This window comes from Lachnoclostridium sp. (assembly GCF_031997925.1).
In the GTDB taxonomy this organism is placed as follows: Bacteria; Bacillota; Clostridia; order Lachnospirales; family Lachnospiraceae; genus Lachnoclostridium.
Window position 1 is genome coordinate 62,145 of the sequence record NZ_DAMADT010000021.1, and the last position, 18,505, is coordinate 80,649.

Annotated in this window: 12 protein-coding genes and 1 riboswitch; of the genes, 1 reads left to right on the plus strand and 11 read right to left on the minus strand. The window is 34.2% G+C overall.

The genetic code is table 11. From position 1 onward, the window contains the following. The 6 genes from RTP52_RS13650 to RTP52_RS13675 all read right to left on the minus strand — a co-directional run. On the minus strand, nt 1–954 hold a 954-nt coding region (locus RTP52_RS13650), incomplete at its 3' end, for a YitT family protein (protein WP_312372016.1). Between the two features lie 11 nt (nt 955–965). After that, on the minus strand, nt 966–1,883 hold the full coding sequence (locus RTP52_RS13655) for a DMT family transporter (protein WP_312372017.1): 918 nt from the start codon (nt 1,881–1,883) through the stop codon (nt 966–968). A 366-nt stretch (nt 1,884–2,249) separates the two neighbouring features. Beyond that, the gene (locus RTP52_RS13660; protein WP_312372019.1) at nt 2,250–3,611 is read right to left on the minus strand and encodes an MATE family efflux transporter; all 1,362 of its coding nucleotides are present in this window, start codon (nt 3,609–3,611) and stop codon (nt 2,250–2,252) included. Nucleotides 3,612–3,659: 48 nt separating this feature from the next. Further along, complete coding sequence (locus RTP52_RS13665) at nt 3,660–4,142, minus strand: hypothetical protein (protein ID WP_312101675.1); 483 nt, start codon at nt 4,140–4,142, stop codon at nt 3,660–3,662. Nucleotides 4,143–4,506: 364 nt separating this feature from the next. After that, nucleotides 4,507–6,015, minus strand: a complete 1,509-nt coding sequence (locus RTP52_RS13670; protein ID WP_312101691.1) for a Na+/H+ antiporter NhaC family protein — start codon at nt 6,013–6,015, stop codon at nt 4,507–4,509. Nucleotides 6,016–6,340: 325 nt separating this feature from the next. Further along, nucleotides 6,341–6,544, minus strand: a riboswitch (Lysine riboswitch). A gap of 90 nt (nt 6,545–6,634) precedes the next feature. Further along, on the minus strand, nt 6,635–6,889 hold the full coding sequence (locus RTP52_RS13675; protein ID WP_312372020.1) for a hypothetical protein: 255 nt from the start codon (nt 6,887–6,889) through the stop codon (nt 6,635–6,637). Nucleotides 6,890–7,087: 198 nt separating this feature from the next. Between RTP52_RS13675 and RTP52_RS13680 the strand changes: the two genes are divergently transcribed. Beyond that, a complete protein-coding gene (locus RTP52_RS13680; RefSeq protein ID WP_312372023.1) occupies nt 7,088–8,212 on the plus strand; it encodes a metallophosphoesterase in 1,125 nt (374 codons plus the stop codon). Nucleotides 8,213–8,352: 140 nt separating this feature from the next. Here RTP52_RS13680 and RTP52_RS13685 read toward each other — a convergent pair whose 3' ends face one another. The 5 genes from RTP52_RS13685 to RTP52_RS13705 all read right to left on the minus strand — a co-directional run bounded on the left by RTP52_RS13685 (nt 8,353) and on the right by RTP52_RS13705 (nt 18,418). Next, on the minus strand, nt 8,353–12,141 hold the full coding sequence (locus tag RTP52_RS13685) for a family 10 glycosylhydrolase (protein ID WP_312372024.1): 3,789 nt from the start codon (nt 12,139–12,141) through the stop codon (nt 8,353–8,355). 486 nt (nt 12,142–12,627) lie between these two features. After that, nucleotides 12,628–14,247: a mannitol dehydrogenase family protein gene (locus RTP52_RS13690; RefSeq protein ID WP_312372026.1), complete on the minus strand. Its 1,620-nt coding sequence runs from the start codon at nt 14,245–14,247 to the stop codon at nt 12,628–12,630. Nucleotides 14,248–14,278: 31 nt separating this feature from the next. Next, entirely contained in the window at nt 14,279–15,355 is a 1,077-nt protein-coding gene (gene uxuA / locus RTP52_RS13695; protein WP_312372028.1) for a mannonate dehydratase, read from the minus strand. 157 nt (nt 15,356–15,512) lie between these two features. Further along, entirely contained in the window at nt 15,513–16,571 is a 1,059-nt protein-coding gene (locus RTP52_RS13700; RefSeq protein ID WP_312101688.1) for a LacI family DNA-binding transcriptional regulator, read from the minus strand. A 476-nt stretch (nt 16,572–17,047) separates the two neighbouring features. Beyond that, on the minus strand, nt 17,048–18,418 hold the full coding sequence (locus tag RTP52_RS13705) for an ABC transporter permease (RefSeq protein ID WP_312372032.1): 1,371 nt from the start codon (nt 18,416–18,418) through the stop codon (nt 17,048–17,050). Nucleotides 18,419–18,505 lie beyond the last annotated feature (87 nt).

The window sequence follows — 18,505 nt, forward strand, 5'->3', positions numbered from 1 at the left end:
AATGATAGTAGTAAAGGCAGTAGGATCAACTTTTGCAAGGTAAGCTCTTAATTTGTTTGCCTGTGCTGGCTTCATTGCGGTCAAAATTAAGTTTTTCTGAGTATGACTATAAGCGCCCTCTGCTTGACATATTGTTGCACTCCTTTTTAATTCATGCGTGATATACTCGCAGATGAGATCTGGCTTTGTGCAAATAATATTCATATATTTACTCTGATTCATACTTTCTATCATATCATCAATAACAAATGATTTTAAAAACATACCTAACACTGAAAATAAAAAAGTTTTAAAACTTAAGATAAATACCGAACTTAATGTAATTAAAACATCTGACCATAATAAAGCCTTACCAACAGAAATCTTTAGGTATTTATTAATAATCATAGCGATGATATCAGTACCTCCACCCGATGCTCCGATGCGGAATAAAATAGCAGCACCGGCTGCTGGAAGTGCTACAGCAAAAATAAGTTCCAAGAAAGGTTCATCCGTAAGTGGTGCAGTAACTGGATCAATAAATTCCATAATATATAAACCAAAGGATAACAATAAACTGGAGTATACTGTTTTTACTCCAAAACCTCTTCCTAAAAAGAAAAAGCCAATGATTAATAAGATGATATTTAAAACAAGGTTGGCAGTACCAGGTGTCATTAACTTAAGCTTACCAATTACAACAGATAGACCGGTAACTCCTCCGAACGTGAAATCATTCGGAAACTTAAAATAATAAGACCCCATCATGATAAGAATAACACTAAATGTGATCAACAAATAATCACTTACAATTTTTTTAACAGGATTATGTTGCTCTGTGATTTCAACCTTATCCTTTGTTTCAAGCTTAACTGTTACTGTCTGTACTTCTTTCTTAGCCTTCAGTTTTACCTCTTTCGTAACCTTCGGCTGTACTTTTTCCAACTTTATCCCCATGTTTTCTTTTTCCTTCATGACAATTGTTCCTATAATTCCTTCCCAATTTCATAATTTTTAGTTTCTATATTTTCATTGCTTTTCATTCGGTCAGATATAATAATACCACCGATAATCAATATTGATCCAAGTAATCCCATAGTTGTGATCGGTTCACCTAAGAGGATTCCTGCTGCAACCATTGTAACAAACGGATTCAGATAAATGTAATTATTTGTTACAACAATACCTAGCCATTTTGATGCATAGTTCCATGTGACGTAACAGATACCACTACCTAAGATACCTAAAAGCATCAAGCTAAGAAAAAGTTTAGGCTCCTTTAATGCTTCCAAAGGAAAATATTTATTTTCCATTACGACTAAAGGTAAAGTCGTAAGTATTGCATAAAATACAACTCGCCTTGTTAGATAAATACCATCGTATTTATGTACACAACGTTTTAGTAATGTAGAGTATACCGCCCACATAACTGCTGCAAGTAAAGATAAGATATCCCCCATAGGATTTAATTTAAGTAATACGGTCCCATTAAACACTACCAACATAACTCCAATAAAAGCAACGCAAAAACCTAGAAAGATTCCTCTGTGTAAACGTTCATCTCGCGTCGTAAAATGTGCTAATAATGCTGTTAATATTGGAGCTAATGCAATGATAATGCCAACATTCGAAGCCAGTGTATAGGTTAGTGCAATATTCTCACAAATAAAATATAAGGTACTTCCGAATATAGCAAGTAGGCAAAACATAATCTCATCTTTCCATATTATCTTATGTAATTTGTGATTCATAATAAATAGAACTACATATGCAACAATAAAACGCATTAACATAATTTGAAAAGGTGAAAATTCTGTTAATAACATCTTACTTGCTATAAAAGTTGCTCCCCAAATCAGAATCGTAAAAAGAGCAAATATGTGCCCTAGTCTCTTACGTGGCATTGTGATAACCTCCTCATCCTTACTTATTGTATACGGAAGGTTATCACAATACAAGTACTATTTTATTTGTTTACACAAAATACAAGAAAGGACTAATCATTTCATCCTTTGAAGTTTATCTCTATAATAAGTATATTCCTTTTCTTCTTCATTCTTCCCTTCCACTTCAAAAATAACTAAATTTGGAATCGTAATAACCTTCACTTATTTAAAATTGATTTCTGTCATAATTCTTTACTTTACTATCATAATGTTCTTTTTGTTTTTGATTATACATAGTAAATCCATTCTGGCTGCATACAAGTAGATTAAAATTAAAAATGCAAAACTCTTCTCTCTGCATACATCAAAACCTTAGGTTTAAGATTACACTTTTCTCTCAAAGTCAACATTACGAAATAAATTCTGTGCCAATATTAAGATTATAATATTACTAATCACCATTGCATACCAAATTCCACTTCTACCCAAACTAGTAAATTGCTTTAAGATAAGAATTAAAGGTAAACGTATCGCCCATAGCCTTACTGAAGAAATAATTAAGGAATACCTTGTATTACCAGAACCATTAAATACTCCCATATAATTCTGAAAGAGTGCCATCAATGGTTGAGTTAGTAGTACCCAAATCATATACTCCATCGCTACTTTTAATGTTTCCGCATCATTAGTTAATAACCTAAGAATCTTAGATTGAAACGGAAAGATGAGAATGCATCCAACTATTGATAAAGTTAAGGCTATATTTCTGCTGATATGATATGATTTTCTTGCTCTCTCCTTATTCGAGGCTCCTATATTCTGCCCAACAAATGCTGCTAAGATAGAACCTATTGCCATAATCGGTATCAATAATAGATTGGATACCTTATTGCCTAAGCTAAAAGCTGCTGCCACTACTTCCCCATAACTTAGGATTACAGTTTGTAAAATAAGAAATCCTAAGGAACTTAAAGCCTGGCTAACTGCGGATGGCATCGCAATATTAATCAGTTTTTTCATTGTATCCATTTTTATTCTAAGATGCTCTTTTTTAAGAGAGAGTTCATCAGACTTACGAAACATCATGAATAATAATGCTGGAGCAATTGCAGCCTGTCCTATTAGCGTCGCTATTGCTGCTCCGAATACTCCCATGTTTAATACACTGGTAAATAATGCAGTAAGTACAATGTTAATAAGAATGGAGATTACTGAAAAGATGACTGGTGTTACGGTATCCCCTCTTGCTTGTCTCATTGACTGGAATGCAGTAAATAAGAATAGAAATACCATTTCAAAAGAACGTACTTGAAGGTAAGTTAGACCAGAGTCATAAACCCCTCCTTTCGCTCCCATTAAATGAAGAACCAAAGGTGAAAATAAAAACAACAACACATTTACAACTAAACCTATTCCTATACTTAGGATAAATAATAAACCAGAATATTCTCTAGCTGACTCTTTGTCCTTAGCACCTAGAAATTGACTGATAATAGCAACACCAGCTATAGCTAATCCGGAACTTAAGGAAAGAAATATATTAAGCAATGGCCAAGTAATAGAAATCCCCGCCTGGGCAGCTACTGAATTTTCCAACTGCCCTATGAAATAAGTGTCAACCAAATCGTGAACTGATTTTAAAAGATTGGCAGCCATAACCGGCAGCGCAAGATATAAAAATGCCTGATATAACTTCTTTTCTTTTAATAATAAGTAGTTTTTTTCTTTATTTTCTAATTTAAACATAGTTTCCTCGTTATGTAATTTTTTCTTTGACGTCATAAAACAATTCAATTAAGACTTTACAATTCCTGCTGACCTAATCCTATTATTTATGATTCCTTCTTTCTTTTTGCATACATATCCATAGGATTTCTTATTTTTTGTTGCGACCTTAAAAATACTTCTAAAATTCAGATGAGGTAATATGTAGAACTCTCCATGATTAACAACCTCCTCTAACGTAAAGTATGTACCATCAATAAACCAACCTTCGTGTAAAAATATCATATAACTTTTCGAAAATTCTGTACATCCGATGGTAAAACATAAACTTGCAATGAAAAGAAAAATGAAACTATTGTAATGGATATAAAGTAATATATTCGTAATAGTGGCCAAAGCAAATATGATTATGAAAAAATATACCGATTTCGGAGCTAAAAACATAACCTGATACCTATCTCGTAATTTCTTCCCTATAAAAATAGGTCTCATGATGTTATAGACTCCGTAGATGGTAACTATAATAGCAGCTATCAATAAAAAATTGTTCATAAACTCACTCCATTAATTTAATTACAGCAATCATGTTGTTGGTCTAAAGCTATTAATATAGTAAACTATTTCCATATGTTTGTAAATATAAATTAAAATCATATTTATATTACTTAAATTATACACTAAGTTTAAATTTAAGAACTTCAATAATGAATTTTAAAGAGACTAAATAACTTCCGTCACTTGTTAATTACAAACAATTCTTATTACCAAAATAATGTATGAGCAGCAAACTCTTCCTTATCCTTAATAAAAAATAGCCCCACTTTCTATCTCTCGCCATCTAGTTTATATTCTAGTTAGCTCCGATGAAAGCAGGGATATCTTTGTTAAACGTTTTTATAATATATTTAATTTATACTTATTGAACTCCATCATCCTTACCATATTTTGCTTTCATGATGAAAAGAACGGTTAACATTAATGCAATAGCGATTGGTAATGAAATCCAAACATTTTGAACAAATGCAGCTATAATATAGGATACCATGCTTACCGCTGCTACAACTAATGCATAAGGAAGCTGTGTAGTAACATGATTCATATGATCACACTGTGCCCCCGCTGATGACATTATTGTAGTATCAGAAATTGGTGAGATATGATCACCACAAACAGCACCTGCAAGGCAAGCAGAAATTGACATGATTAACATCTCACTACCTGGCTCAAGAATAGCAACTACGATTGGTAAAAGTATACCAAAGGTTCCCCAAGAGGTACCAGTTGCGAATGCCAAGCCAACTGAAATAGCAAAGATAATTGCTGGTAAGAATAATTGCAATGCTCCTGCACTATTCTTAACTATATTAGCCACAAAAACATCTGCTCCAAGCTTATTAGTAATTCCACTTAATGTCCATGCAAATATTAATATTAAAATTGCTGGAACCATAGCTTTGAAGCCATCTGTTAATGATTCTGCAAATTCTTTTAGAGTTAACACTTTTCTTACAATATAGAAAAAGAATGTAATTACAAGAGCTAGGAAAGAACCATAAACTAAACTAAGGGATGCATCACAATTAGCAAAGGCTTCCATAAAACTAGCTTCTCCATGAAAGAACCCGCCAGTGTAAACCATTCCACCAACACAGCAAACAATTAATACAAGAACCGGAAGTATAAGATCGATAACTTTTCCTTTCCCATTGGATACTACCTCACCGTCTTCAAATGGACGATTCTCTGTGGTAAAAAGATCACCCTTTAATGCATTCTCTTCATGCTTTCTCATAGGGCCAAAGTCAAACTGCATGATTGCCATGGCCACTACCATTACAATAGTTAACAAAGCATAGAAATTATATGGGATCGATTTTAAAAATAATGTAAACCCGTCATTTCCTTCAACAACACCAGACACTGCTGCTGCCCAAGAAGAAATCGGTGCGATGATACAGATAGGTGCTGCTGTTGCATCAATAATGTAAGCCAGTCTCGCTCTACTTATCTTATACTTATCGGTTACCGGTCTCATAACACTACCAACAGTTAAACAGTTAAAATAATCATCTACAAAGATTAAAGCTCCAAGACCAAAAGTAGATAGCATAGCTCCTCTTCTTGACTTAATTTTCTGCCCTGCCCACTTACCATATGCAGCGCTACCGCCAACTTTGTTCATAAGTGATACCATGATACCTAAAATAACCAAGAAGATTAAGATACCAACATTACCGACATCAGACAGCTTACTAATCATGCCGGATACAAACACTGTGTGTATCGTCTTTTCCAAATTAAAGTTAGAATAAAACAAAGCACCTGTTAAAATACCAACGAATAAGGAGAAGTAAACCTCCTTTGTAATTAATGCTAAACCAATCGCAATAAGCGGTGGTACCAATGCCCATATCGTGGCATACATTGGTACCGTTTTTTCTTTGATATACTGTTCTGCTTCCGCTATGTTCTCACCCGCAGAACCTGCTAATTCCTCTTGCTGTGAGATATACTCTTTCGCCTCTTCTACAGAGTTAAATGTGGTATTTTCTTCTGCTTTACATGTAATCGGTGTAAACAACATCATCACCGCAAATAAGGCAATTAAGAAACTATACCATTTTCTCATTTTCACTTTCATAACATCCTCCTTAAATAAAAAAATAGCCATGAAACAGTCTTAGCGCTGCTTCATGACTAAAATTCTACATAAGGAAGTTAAACGGAATATTCCGCACATGCTTGATTTCAGTTATGATAGCGCTCCACATACAAACAAAGATTTGAATCAATGCTTGCTTAATATCATGTGACAGTCTGATACATATTCTGCATCAGACCAGCAATCTTTACTCACAGGCAGCGAAAGACCACTTCGGCAGCAATTCCTTTCCCTTCATCCAAAGCCTGATTACGGATGGGGTACTCATAATTGTTGCACCTCTATCAATGTCTTAATGTAACTAAGACGTTTTCATAGTTGAACCTATAATAACATGGATCGATACTTTAATCAACCACATATTTAAAGAAATTCTTCCTCTCTATGTTAAGAAATTTGAAGATAAGTGAAAATCTAAAAATAGTAAATCATCACCAAAATGCGATTCACCAGGCGAAATAATCATAGCACCATCACCAATTGGCATTTCCGTAGGAGTTAGGTTGATACTGTTGTCTTCCGTAAAGATATCATCATGTTTGTTCCAACCGCGAGCTTCCGATACTCGTAGATAGATGATACTTCCAATTAGAACAATTAGCACAACAATTCCGCAAACAATTCTTTTTCGGTACATATTACCCCTCCTTCTTTCATTATTATAACTTATAAAATTTCTCGATACAAATAAATTCTTTTCAAAATCAAATGTTTTTACTGGGATTGGAATATATTACATATAAACTTTCAGCTTTTTATGCTAATAAGCTTGATACTATTTGCCATAACATGGTACACTAAGGCATTAGAAGTACTATAGCTAGGAGATGTGTGAATGTTTAATATCTTTACGATACTAATTATTAGTATTATGCTACTTGCAGTGGCATATTTATTTATGCATTTTAAAAATTTTAGTTGGATTCGCTGTTTTACTCATCCAACATGGCTTCCTAATTTATTATCCATTGCTTTAATTACAATTTGCTTGATTCTGACATATTCAGTATCTGCTGTTACTATAGTCGTAATTATATATTTGATTTATGCTTTTATAATCTGTGATATTCTTCACTTAGTTTTTCGTAAAGCTCTAAAGTCAGATGCTCTTAAGAAAAAGTGGAGTCAGCTTTATCACAGTGGTATTCTTGCCTTTCTTATCACAATATGTTTTCTGATTCTAAGTTATTACAGTGCTATACATGTAGAAATTACGGAGTATTCATTGCAGACCGAAAAAACATTAGAAAGAGATAAGTTAACGATAGCAATGATTTCTGATCTACATTTGGGTACTACCATGAATGCAAAGAAATTAGAGGAATATTGTACCCAAATCAATGAAAAGAATCCCGATGTTATTCTACTACTTGGAGATATCTTCGATGAAAGTACAGATAAAGAAACTATGGAACTTGCCTGTCAAACTTTTGGAACGTTGTCAAGTACTTACGGTACCTATTATGTATTTGGAAACCATGATGCAAATAGCTATCGCCCACTCGTTTCTATATCAAAAAATGATATAATTGATAACCTTACCAAAAACAATATCACAATCTTAGAGGATGAAAGTATCATGATCAATCATAGTTTTTATCTAATCGGACGCAGTGACAAAAGCTATTTTCATAATTCTAAGCGAAAAACGATATCTCAATTAATCAAACCATTAGATATGAATAAATATATGATTCTGTTAGACCATCAGCCATTAGAACTTGAAACTGCTGCCTCCCTTGGAGTAGACTTACAACTTTCCGGGCATACTCACAATGGTCAAATATGGCCAATCGACTTAATTACAAAGATATTTCATATAAATGAACTGAATTATGGAAATAAGAAAATTGATAACTACAATGCTATTGTGACTTCTGGTATTGGTTGCTGGGGATTTCCGCTTAGGCTCGGTAGTAAATCCGAAATTGTTATCATCCAAGTAAACAATTCTAAGTAAAGTCCCAGTGATAAAGGTGGATTTTACAATCTATGATTCTTTGCGAACCTTTTTTATCATTACTGAAAAAATATAAATTGGGAGGCAAATGAAATAAAGAGCTGTCGCACTAATTACATAGTGCAACAGCTCCTTTTCTTTTACTTTGTTACTGTAATATCCTTTTCTGCTAATACAACTTTTTCTTTTCCTTTCATGACATACACAATAATCACATCTTTTCCAGCGGACTGTGTAGAGATATTTACTTTTTGCTTACCTGTATTCTTACCAACAACAGCAATCTTTTTCTTTGTAGTTCCCCACTGTATTTCTGAAATATCATAGCCACTTGCCATACAATGTGCAGTCACTTTTGTACCTACTTTTGTTGTATTATCATCGTATACAATCTTAATCGAAGCTTTCAAAACGTTTACTACTGTTTCAAACGTAGTTGTCTTATCATTCACTGTAACCGCGGTAGTAATCACTGCTTTACCAACAGCAACTGCGGTAATATTTCCATCTTTACCCACTTTAGCCACCTTAGGATTTGATGATTGATAAGTAATTTCAACAGTTGCCTTCTTATCTTTTTCAAGCTTAAGGATAGAGTTTGGTATGTTAACCTTAAGCTGACGCTCATTGTCTTTATTACCACCTACATAAAGCTTAAATATAGAAGAATTTATAGAAATATTATCAAGCATTTTGTCATCTATAACAACATTCTTATCATCCGTCTCAACTTTTCCATCTCCATTTCCATTTTCAGATGGCCCGGTTACTGGAGGAGTTACCGTTGGTGTTACAGGCGTTAATGTAGCTGTAAGTGATATAGTTTTCTCTAAAACTTTAAGACCATCCACGTAAACGGTAATTGGTATCAAATTGACACCATTGCTTAAGTTAAGCTTCGCCAAATAATTATTATCCTCTTTCGCGATTGCTTCTTTATCGCCAATCTTTACAACAGTATTTTGATCCTGGCCAAAGATTTGTACCTTTACTTCAATATCCGCTGTAGCAGAAGTATATACTTTTTCTTCATAATCAAGGAATCCAGTCAAAATAGCAGCTGCAACTTTATCACCAACATGAAATGTATTTGCTAGGAGCTGTCTATAAACACGAGATCCCGAACGATCAACCGCTGATAATACGAAACCACCTTCAGGTATCAAACTATCATTTATTTCTGGTGTTGCCCAGTTCCAGTCTGCTGCCTGTCTCTGGTTTTTCAATTCTGTTACGTTTCCTTTTGCATCTACAACAACTTCAACGCCCCATTGATTGGTACCCGTACTTGTACCATAGGCATCGGTATAAATTGTTATTTTATCTTCGGCTCTGGCAGTATCAATGTTATCCACTGTCAAAACATCCTGAGTTTTAGGATTGTAAACCCCGATTACTGCTGCATTCTTATATTCGGTATCTGCTATCGCACAGCGAAGTTTATCCCAATCAACAAAACATAGATCGAAGATCATCGATCCTTCGCTATGCTGATACGCTGCTTGGAAAATCATTCTCTGATCTGGTGCTTCTGATAAATTCGTTAGATCAATCGAAGCATACAATGGAATTTTGTTATTTATTAAGATGTTATTTAATGTTGTATATTTCTGCATCAAAGCTTCGGTTGTGTAATAACATCCTGTCATGATGAAGTCAATATGTTTAATATAACTAGTCTTAGAATATTCAAACTCTTTTGCATAAAGTTCTTCCATAGGGAAACCTAGGCGTTCATTGTATTCAAAAGAGGAATCTGCCCAGTTAACGCCATTTTGATAATATGACTCATACCAGGAACCAACATATGCTGCTAAATCTATGTTTCTATTCTGAGATACCTCATATTGATTCATTAAAGTTTTTAATTCAGAAACAAAGCTTTCAATCACAGTACTACGATAAGCTAACCATTCAAGATAATGCTGTCCAGTTACCATAGATCCATCAGCCTTAATCTGGAACGCATCACCTGGCCAGTTTTGTAGTGTTTTTCCTTTTCCCTCAAGGTATACCGCAAATTGCTCTTTGCTTAAATCACTAAAATCTGCATACTGATTATCATATCTAGCACGGTCTAAGATGATACCATCAACAGCATAGTTTTCAAGTACATCTCTTACTATATCTAATTCATGTTTCCTTACTTCTTCATTACCTGGATTTACAAAAAGTAAGGTGGATTTTCTGGAGGAATTTAGAATGCTTTTTAATTCTCCCTTATCTTCTGGAGTCTGAAATACTTCTGCCCAATCAGGATGATTTTTTGCAATATCTAGAGCAAAATCATTTGTTGCAATGTTACCTTCCGTAAAGAAATTCGAACTAGCATATAACTTAATTCCATTTGCATGTGCTTCTGCTAGCATCTCCTCAAGAAAATCAATATCCATAGCAACTGCTTTGTTTGGATTCTTGGTTTCTGTCATGTATGGTGTATTGCTTACGGTTGCCTTTTTATAAGAGACATAACCTTCGACTCCTTTTACGTCGAATGCTAATGCAGTGATACCAGCTTTTTTAGCGTTTGCCATCATCTTTTGAATCTTTTCAACAGTATTTAAATTTTTAACGCTTGCAAACTGATCAATCCATAAAATAACAGGCTTATTCTCAGATGCCCTAACTCTCTGGAATAGGATTACGTTCTTTGTACTTTCAGTATAATCTACCCCATTTTCAATTAATGTTACATCATAGTAATTCGCTCCCTGAGCTACTGGTACTGTTAGAGCATAAGTCCCATCTGCTTGAATTTTTTCTGTATATTCCTTACCATCATTTATCTGATCTACTCTTACAGAATAAGTTACGCCGTCTTCTAAATTATTAACCTTGCCTGAAATTGTGAAAGAGCTTTCTGTAATGGTCTGCATACCTTCCTGCGCAACTGATAAGGAAGCATGCTTTTTAATATTTCCATTCTGACCAGTTAACTTTAAAATTTCCGCTACACTCACTGTCTTTTCATTTACTTTTAATTTAATAGTTTGGCCAGCTTTAAACTTAGTAGCAAGAAATTTCTTATATCCTGCTGTTGCATAACTACTATCGCTTGCTAAAAGGATAAAACCACCCTCGGGTACAGGCACATCTGTAGATTCCTTAAATGATGGATTTGCACCATTGATCGATTGATTGATCACCTGTTTTACAATCATATTTTTATCAACTACAACTGCAACATTGGTTGTTATAGATCCATCACTAACCCATGGACGATTACCATAAGTGAATATAGAGATCGAGTTTTGTACTGATACTGGTCCAGCAAAGTTCGGATTTACAAAATCAATTGCTTTTGTTTCACCAGTACTTCCAAAGTCTGGATCAAATGCAGTCTCAACTACTAAGTTTTCTAAGGTATATGTAAAATCTGTTTGATTATTATCTCCACCGCCTGGAATTTCCACTGGGTAGCTGTTAAGTGCTTCTTCTAGTGATATTTCAGTATCACCATTGTATAACTTTACACTATCTCCAACTTGGAAATTTTTCGCTAAGAAGGACTTAAATCCTGCAGTCGCATAGGAGTTATCGCTAGCAAGTAAAACAAATCCTCCCTCTGGTACCGCTACATCGGTAGATTCTGTAAATGATGGGTTTGCACCATTTATGGATTGATTAATGACTTGAATAACCTCCATTTTGCTATTAACAACTACCGCAACATTAGTTTTAATAGAGCCCTCACTAACATATGGTCTGTTTCCCGTAGAAAAAAGTGAGATAGAATTCTTAAATGTAATAGCCCCTCCACTTGCTGTAAATACTGGATTTACAAAATCAATTGTTTTCTTCTGACCATCTTTTGTTTCAATCTTCAAATCGAACGATGGTTCACTTGCCTTTACCGTTACAGGATCGACACCTATTATTCCTAGTAACATAGTTAGACAAAGAAGCAATGCAGTAATTCGATGTTTCATTCTCTTTCTCTCCTTTTCGATATTTTAGCATTTTCAATTTTGTCAATATTTCATAGTTTTTATCAAATATTGAAAATAATTTTCTTTTTTAAATGAAAATGCTTTTTACTTTTTTAATTCTAATAATACATATTGAACAAATTAGCATTGTTTTATGGTATTTTATTAGAACTATTTACATATTATCATATAACTTATAAAAGTCAATTGAAAAATATTTTTTTCTTATCCTCCTTTTTTCCTATTTTTCTAAATATGATTCCAAAAGATTCCATAAAAAAGAAGTATCCTACAAAAAAGAGATTCACGCTCTATCTTGTAGGATACTTCCTTTTAAATCGTTAAATTTTATCTAAAGCTTAGCGATATATTATAACTTATTTTATTTATCTAACACCTATTCACTAAATATCTATATGTTTTATCATATATCATCTTTTATATTGGTAAAAGCAATTCATATGCAGTCATAAATCAACACTTAGACTATTTATCTAAAGCTTCTTTGAGAGTTTTTCTAACAGAACCTTTACCTTCTAACATCTTAGTAAAGTATTCTTCTACTAACTCACCTAAACCAACTTCGTATAAATCCACCCCGAAGATATCCTTGCGAGTTAAGATGGCAGAAATTTGAAAGGTTTGTGGAAGGGATTTCCCTAATTCAACGCCATCTAGAACCTTCTTTAATTCTTCATAGTATGGATCAGGACTAACTTCAAATTTCTCTCCCTCGTCATTAACACCAAGTAAATATCTAACCCATGCTGCCTGTACTAATGGGATGAGTTTTAAGCTACGAATTGGTGTGCCTTCTTTCTTCTGATAAGCTTTGATGGTCTCTCCATATCGTATGGAAAGCTTTTGGCTAGTATCGGTTGCGATACGCTGTGGAGTGTCTGGCATAAAAGGATTAGGAATTCTAACCTTAATTACAGTGTCAATAAAGTCTTTTGGTTCCATGATTTTTGGATCTACAACTACAGGAAGTCCCTCAACATATCCAAGGCCTTCAACAAGACGTACCAGATCCATATCCTTCATTTCTTCACTTATCTTTGTATATCCAAGTAAACATCCAAATACCGCAAGACCTGTATGAAGTGGGTTAAGGCAAGTACAAACTTTCATTTTTTCCACTTTATCTACTGTTTCCTTGTCAGTGAAGATAACACCCGCTTTTGATAAATCAGGTCTTCCATTAGGGAATGCATCTTCAATCACTAGATACTCTGCCTCTTCTGCATTTACAAATGGTGCAACATAAGTATTTTTACTAGTAATGACATCCTCAACATCTTCAAATCCGACTTCTAACAACATCTTCTTTACGCTCTCATCAGGACGAGGTGTGATTTTATCAATCATACTCCATGGGAATGCAACAAGTTCGGGATTTTCAATATAGGAAACAAATCCTTCTTCTACTAATTTTCTTTCTTCCCATTCCTTTGCAAATGTATCTACTGCAGCATAAAGCTTATCTCCGTTATGAGAACAGTTATCCATACTTACAAGAGAAAATGGTAACTTGCCTGCAAGATATCTCTCATAGCAAAGAGCAGTTAATTTACCAAGATAACTCTTTGCATTCTTAGGTCCTGCTTCAAAGTCTTTTGCTATATCTGGTATAACTTCACCGTTACTTTTGTTTACCTGATATCCTTTTTCAGTTATCGTAAAACTAACCATCTGAAGGGAAGGAGAACAAAAGATTTCCTTTAATCTTTGTTTATCTTCTACAAATGCTTCATCAACACGTAATGACTCAACAATGCTGCCAATCACATTCTTTTCGATAGATCCATTCGCTTTTAAGGTAACTAAAAGACTTAAATTATCATGTGGAGTAAATAGCTTGTCTATAATTTCATAATCATATCCTTCAGCAACTATAAGACCCTTCTTTTCAATTCCTTCTTCGAGAAGCTTTTGCTGTAACGCAGCTGGGAATGCACGAAAAATATTACCGGCCCCAAAATGTAACCAAGTCGGTTCTTTCCTCGTATCTTCCTTCACTTTCTCATAATCAAAGGTAGGAAGTTTTATCTCAGCTTTTTGAAAATTTTCTTTTTGCTCTAAGATTTCTTTTCTATTTAACTTCATAGTGGCCTCACTTTTTCGTATCTATTTTTTATTATTTGTTTGACTTCTCTAATGCTTCCCATATACCATTTAAATACGCGATACCTAATGCTCTATCGTATAAGCCGTATCCTGGTCTACCTACTTCATCCCAAATCATACGTCCATGGTCAGGGCGGATATAAGTATCTGGAGCTGTCTCATGAATTGCCTTCATAATCTCGAACATATCTAAAGAACCATCACTGGATAAATGAGAGCTTTCTCTAAACTTACGATATCCTAAATACTTAACGTTACGTACGTGGAAGCATCCTACACGGTTTTTACCACCAAAGTAGCGAATTATTTCTGGAATATCATTCTCTGGATTTGAACCTAAAGATCCTGTACAGAGACAAATTGTATGGCTTTCGCTATCGTATAACTCAATGATTTTATCAAATAACTCCTTGGAATGAGCAATTCTAGGTAATCCAAAGATTGGCCATGCTGGATCGTCTGGATGAACTGCCATCTTAACATCACACTCTTCGCATACTGGAATAACTCTTTCTAAGAAATATTTATAATTTTCTCTTAATTTATCAGGATCGATATCCTTATACATTGCTAGAACATTCTCTAATTCTTTCAGGCGTTCTGGCTCCCAACCCGGAAGACGGAAACCGTTTGAATTTTTGCTGGTATTCTCTACAATTTCAAGCGGAGTTAAGCCTAATAATTCTTCTTCATCATAGTATAAAGAATTGGAGCCATCTTCATCTATTACACGTGCTAAGTCAGTTCTTAACCAGTCAAGTACTGGCATGAAATTATAAACAATAACTTTAATTCCGTGTTTTGCAAGATTTCTAATAGTCTGAATGTAATTCTCTATATAAAGATCTCTGCTAGGAAGTCCCAACTTAATATCTTCATGTACATTGACACTTTCGATTACCTCAACTAAAAGACCTGCCTTATGAACATGTTCTACGTACTTTGCAATTACTGGCTCTTCCCAAACTTCACCCGCTGCATATTGGTCAAGTACTCCCATTAAACCACTACATCCAGGAATCTGTTTGATTTGCTTTAATGTAATACTATCATTCCCTTCTCCATACCAACGAAATGTCATCTTCATACCATATTCCTCCTAATAACTTTTTTCTTGAATTAACTAACTTGATGTTTTTTTGAGTTACTTGATGTTTTTTTGAGTTACTACAATTATTTTTATTGTAGATTTAGCTCACTATTTCGTAATTTTATTACTTTATAATTCTAGGCATCTCTATCATTTATGATAAAAACAAGGAAGTATTCCCACAATCCTCTAAATTATATTTCATCACAATTTTGGTATCTACTGTCAATAATGGTATTCTTGGTACAAATCCTTCTAAGATATGTTTCGCTAATACTTTCACAGCTTGATATCCTTGAAAATAAGGATCCTGATATAAAACAGCAGTACACCATCCTTCCTTTAATGCCTGAATCGTTGGTTTCGTAATATCATAGCCCACTAATATGATATCTTTTCTTCCAAGCTCTTTCATTGCCTCAATCGCGCCTACTGTACCTGAAGAACCAGTTATGTATAGTGCTTTTATATCTGAGTTCTCCTTTATCACACGTAGTGTTTCATGATAGGCACTTTGGGTGTCATTAAAACATTCTGAATGTGGACAAAGTGTTATATTGGGATATTCTCGTTGGATTACTTCATAAAACCCTATAAAACGTTCAATGAAGGAATTAGTTGCTAAAAAACTACCTAGTGCAGCTACTTTTCCTTCTTGTCCCATAAGCTTTCCAATCAGCTCACCTGCTAAGTTACCTGCTCCTCTAGCATTCGTACCTATATAACAAAAACGATTTGTTGCTGGTGCATCTGTATTAAAGGTTAATACAGGTATTCCTAATTCTACCATCCGATTTATCATAACATCCGTTTTCATACCTGCAGAGTTGATTGCAAAACCATCATATTCTTTTATGTCAATAGATTCCAACAAAGCAAGCTGTTCTTCCCATGATATATTAGTCGTTTTCCACTGTGTTACTTCAACTCCATAAAACTGCAATTCTTTTGCCGCCTGTTCAATTCCTCTGGTAACATAATCATAAAAATCAGCATGATTTTCACAATATACAATCCCTAGGCGTATCGATTTCTTACGGCTTAATGCTCCTGCAATTGGGTTTGTCTGATAACCCATCTCTTTGGCAGTCTGCAAGATGAATTCTTTCGTCTCTGAATGAATTCCATTACGATTATTCAAAGCACGATCTACTGTACCAATAGAAGTATTGCACTTCTTTGCTATTTCAGCAATGGTAACTCTTTTCTTCATACTCCACCTCGACTCCGTTATTTTTCGTTATATTATTGTACTTTTTTATTAACAGAAACTTCATTACATATAATACAGTAGCTTATATATCTCTGTACAGTAGCTTCTTGTTAATAACCCACCCATGTAATGACATTATATCCTATAAAAACACGTTTGTCACTAGAAATATTCGTTAACGTTAACGTTATATTTTTTTAAGTTAATTTTTAGAAATATACTAAGAATTTTATAAGTTCATTTTTTGCTATCAAACGTGTTGCGAAACAATGTAATTCAACGTATGAGGTTAGATTCTGAATCCTCCGGAAAATTTTTCATTGATAAGGAATTTCAGCATAATTTCCTAACAAAAAAAAAGCTGTTACATAATAATTTCTCCTTCCTCAAAGGAGCTATCATACAACAGCTTTTTACATTACTTTTTATATTACTTTTTACAATACTTTTTATATTATTTTTACATTTCTATTTACTTACTGTTTCGCTTTTAGCACCTGAAACATTGTTTTTAAATTTAATTTTTGACCATTGTATAGCACTAAGCCGCGATAGATTCTTGCAGCCATCATAATAACCAAGACTGAGAATATTGCTAAAAGCAAGAATGCAACAATTCCTTGTGCAATTCCAATCGTACCAGTAATTAAATCTACCGGAACACAAAATGGTGCTGTAAATGGAATATATCTCGCAATTCTTAATACTCCTTCATTCCCTGCAGCAGCTGAAAAATAGCATACCAACCAGCTGATTAAAATCGGAAATACAAACACGCCCTGTGTACTAGCTGCATCCTCTGGTCTGGTAACCATACATCCCGCAAGTCCTGCTAATACACAATAGAATAAGAAACCAACGCAGAATACTAAGATAGCTATGATCACTGCTGGTAATGAGAACGCGGATTCACCAACATTATCTTTTAAGAAATTGATAATTGTGATTACTGAATTCTCATACTCTGGATAAATTGCATGGGCAACCGCAGTACCTCCATACAATCCAATAAATACAGAAATAACCCAAGTTAGGAACTGTAAAATAGCAATGGATGAAATTGCTAGTACCTTTCCAGTAATCATCGCATATGGGTGAATCGAGGTTAATAAAGTTTCCATTAACTTCGAAGTTTTCTCTGTTGATACCTCTTTGCTGATTGTCTGACCATGTAATAACAACATAAAGTAAAGTAATAACCCAAATACCATAGGTGCTATCATTTTTATTATAAATGTAGCTGGATTATTATCTTCACCTACTTCTGTTATCACAGAATTCATTGGCTTTAATGCTGTCGTTAATTGTGTAACAGAAAGCCCTGCTTGCATTAATTTGTTTGTTTCAAAGCATTGCTTCATGGATTCAAGCAGCTTTGTAGAATCGGATTCCGTTATGGCAGAACCTTCTGGTATTAAGCCTTCAATTAGATAGCCGTCTTCGTTCTTTGTAATATTTACTGCAATGGAAGTAGCAGAATCATTACTTGCACTTTGTATTGCTTCCGTACGCTCCCCTGTTTCCATTATAATAAACTTTGTATTTCCAAAAATCAGCGGTGAAAACTGTTTCATCAAGCTATCATAATTAGCCGTAGCTATTCCACTTTGATCTAATACATAAACACTTGTAATATTAGACGGTTTCACTTCATCTTCATTTTTTGGCTTTGCTACTAGTACATTAACTAAGATTAAACCAGCAATAATTAATAACGCAACTAGTGCTGTTACCACCTTAAATCCAACACCTTTTGTTGCTTGTCGAAACGTAAAACTATATACGGAATTCCATCCTCGAAAGTTTGTACCTAGGTTGGTATTCTTATTTTGTTGCATCTCATTCATCACATTTAGCCTCCACGCTGCGACTATCTTTTAGGAATAGCTAATGGCTCAAGTTTGGCGCAGCACAAACTTGCTGTGTGAAGTTTT

What these genes read in the sequence shown, in the direction of transcription:
- RTP52_RS13655 (WP_312372017.1), bottom strand. Translation starts at nt 1,883, where the DNA reads ATGCCACGTAAGAGACTAGGGCACATATTTGCTCTTTTTACGATTCTG.
- RTP52_RS13660 (WP_312372019.1), bottom strand. Translation starts at nt 3,611, where the DNA reads ATGTTTAAATTAGAAAATAAAGAAAAAAACTACTTATTATTAAAAGAA.
- RTP52_RS13665 (WP_312101675.1), bottom strand. Translation starts at nt 4,142, where the DNA reads ATGAACAATTTTTTATTGATAGCTGCTATTATAGTTACCATCTACGGA.
- RTP52_RS13670 (WP_312101691.1), bottom strand. Translation starts at nt 6,015, where the DNA reads ATGTATGCCACGATATGGGCATTGGTACCACCGCTTATTGCGATTGGT.
- RTP52_RS13675 (WP_312372020.1), bottom strand. Translation starts at nt 6,889, where the DNA reads ATGTACCGAAAAAGAATTGTTTGCGGAATTGTTGTGCTAATTGTTCTA.
- RTP52_RS13680 (WP_312372023.1), top strand. Translation starts at nt 7,088, where the DNA reads ATGTTTAATATCTTTACGATACTAATTATTAGTATTATGCTACTTGCA.
- RTP52_RS13685 (WP_312372024.1), bottom strand. Translation starts at nt 12,141, where the DNA reads ATGAAACATCGAATTACTGCATTGCTTCTTTGTCTAACTATGTTACTA.
- RTP52_RS13690 (WP_312372026.1), bottom strand. Translation starts at nt 14,247, where the DNA reads ATGAAGTTAAATAGAAAAGAAATCTTAGAGCAAAAAGAAAATTTTCAA.
- uxuA (WP_312372028.1), bottom strand. Translation starts at nt 15,355, where the DNA reads ATGAAGATGACATTTCGTTGGTATGGAGAAGGGAATGATAGTATTACA.
- RTP52_RS13700 (WP_312101688.1), bottom strand. Translation starts at nt 16,571, where the DNA reads ATGAAGAAAAGAGTTACCATTGCTGAAATAGCAAAGAAGTGCAATACT.
- RTP52_RS13705 (WP_312372032.1), bottom strand. Translation starts at nt 18,418, where the DNA reads ATGAATGAGATGCAACAAAATAAGAATACCAACCTAGGTACAAACTTT.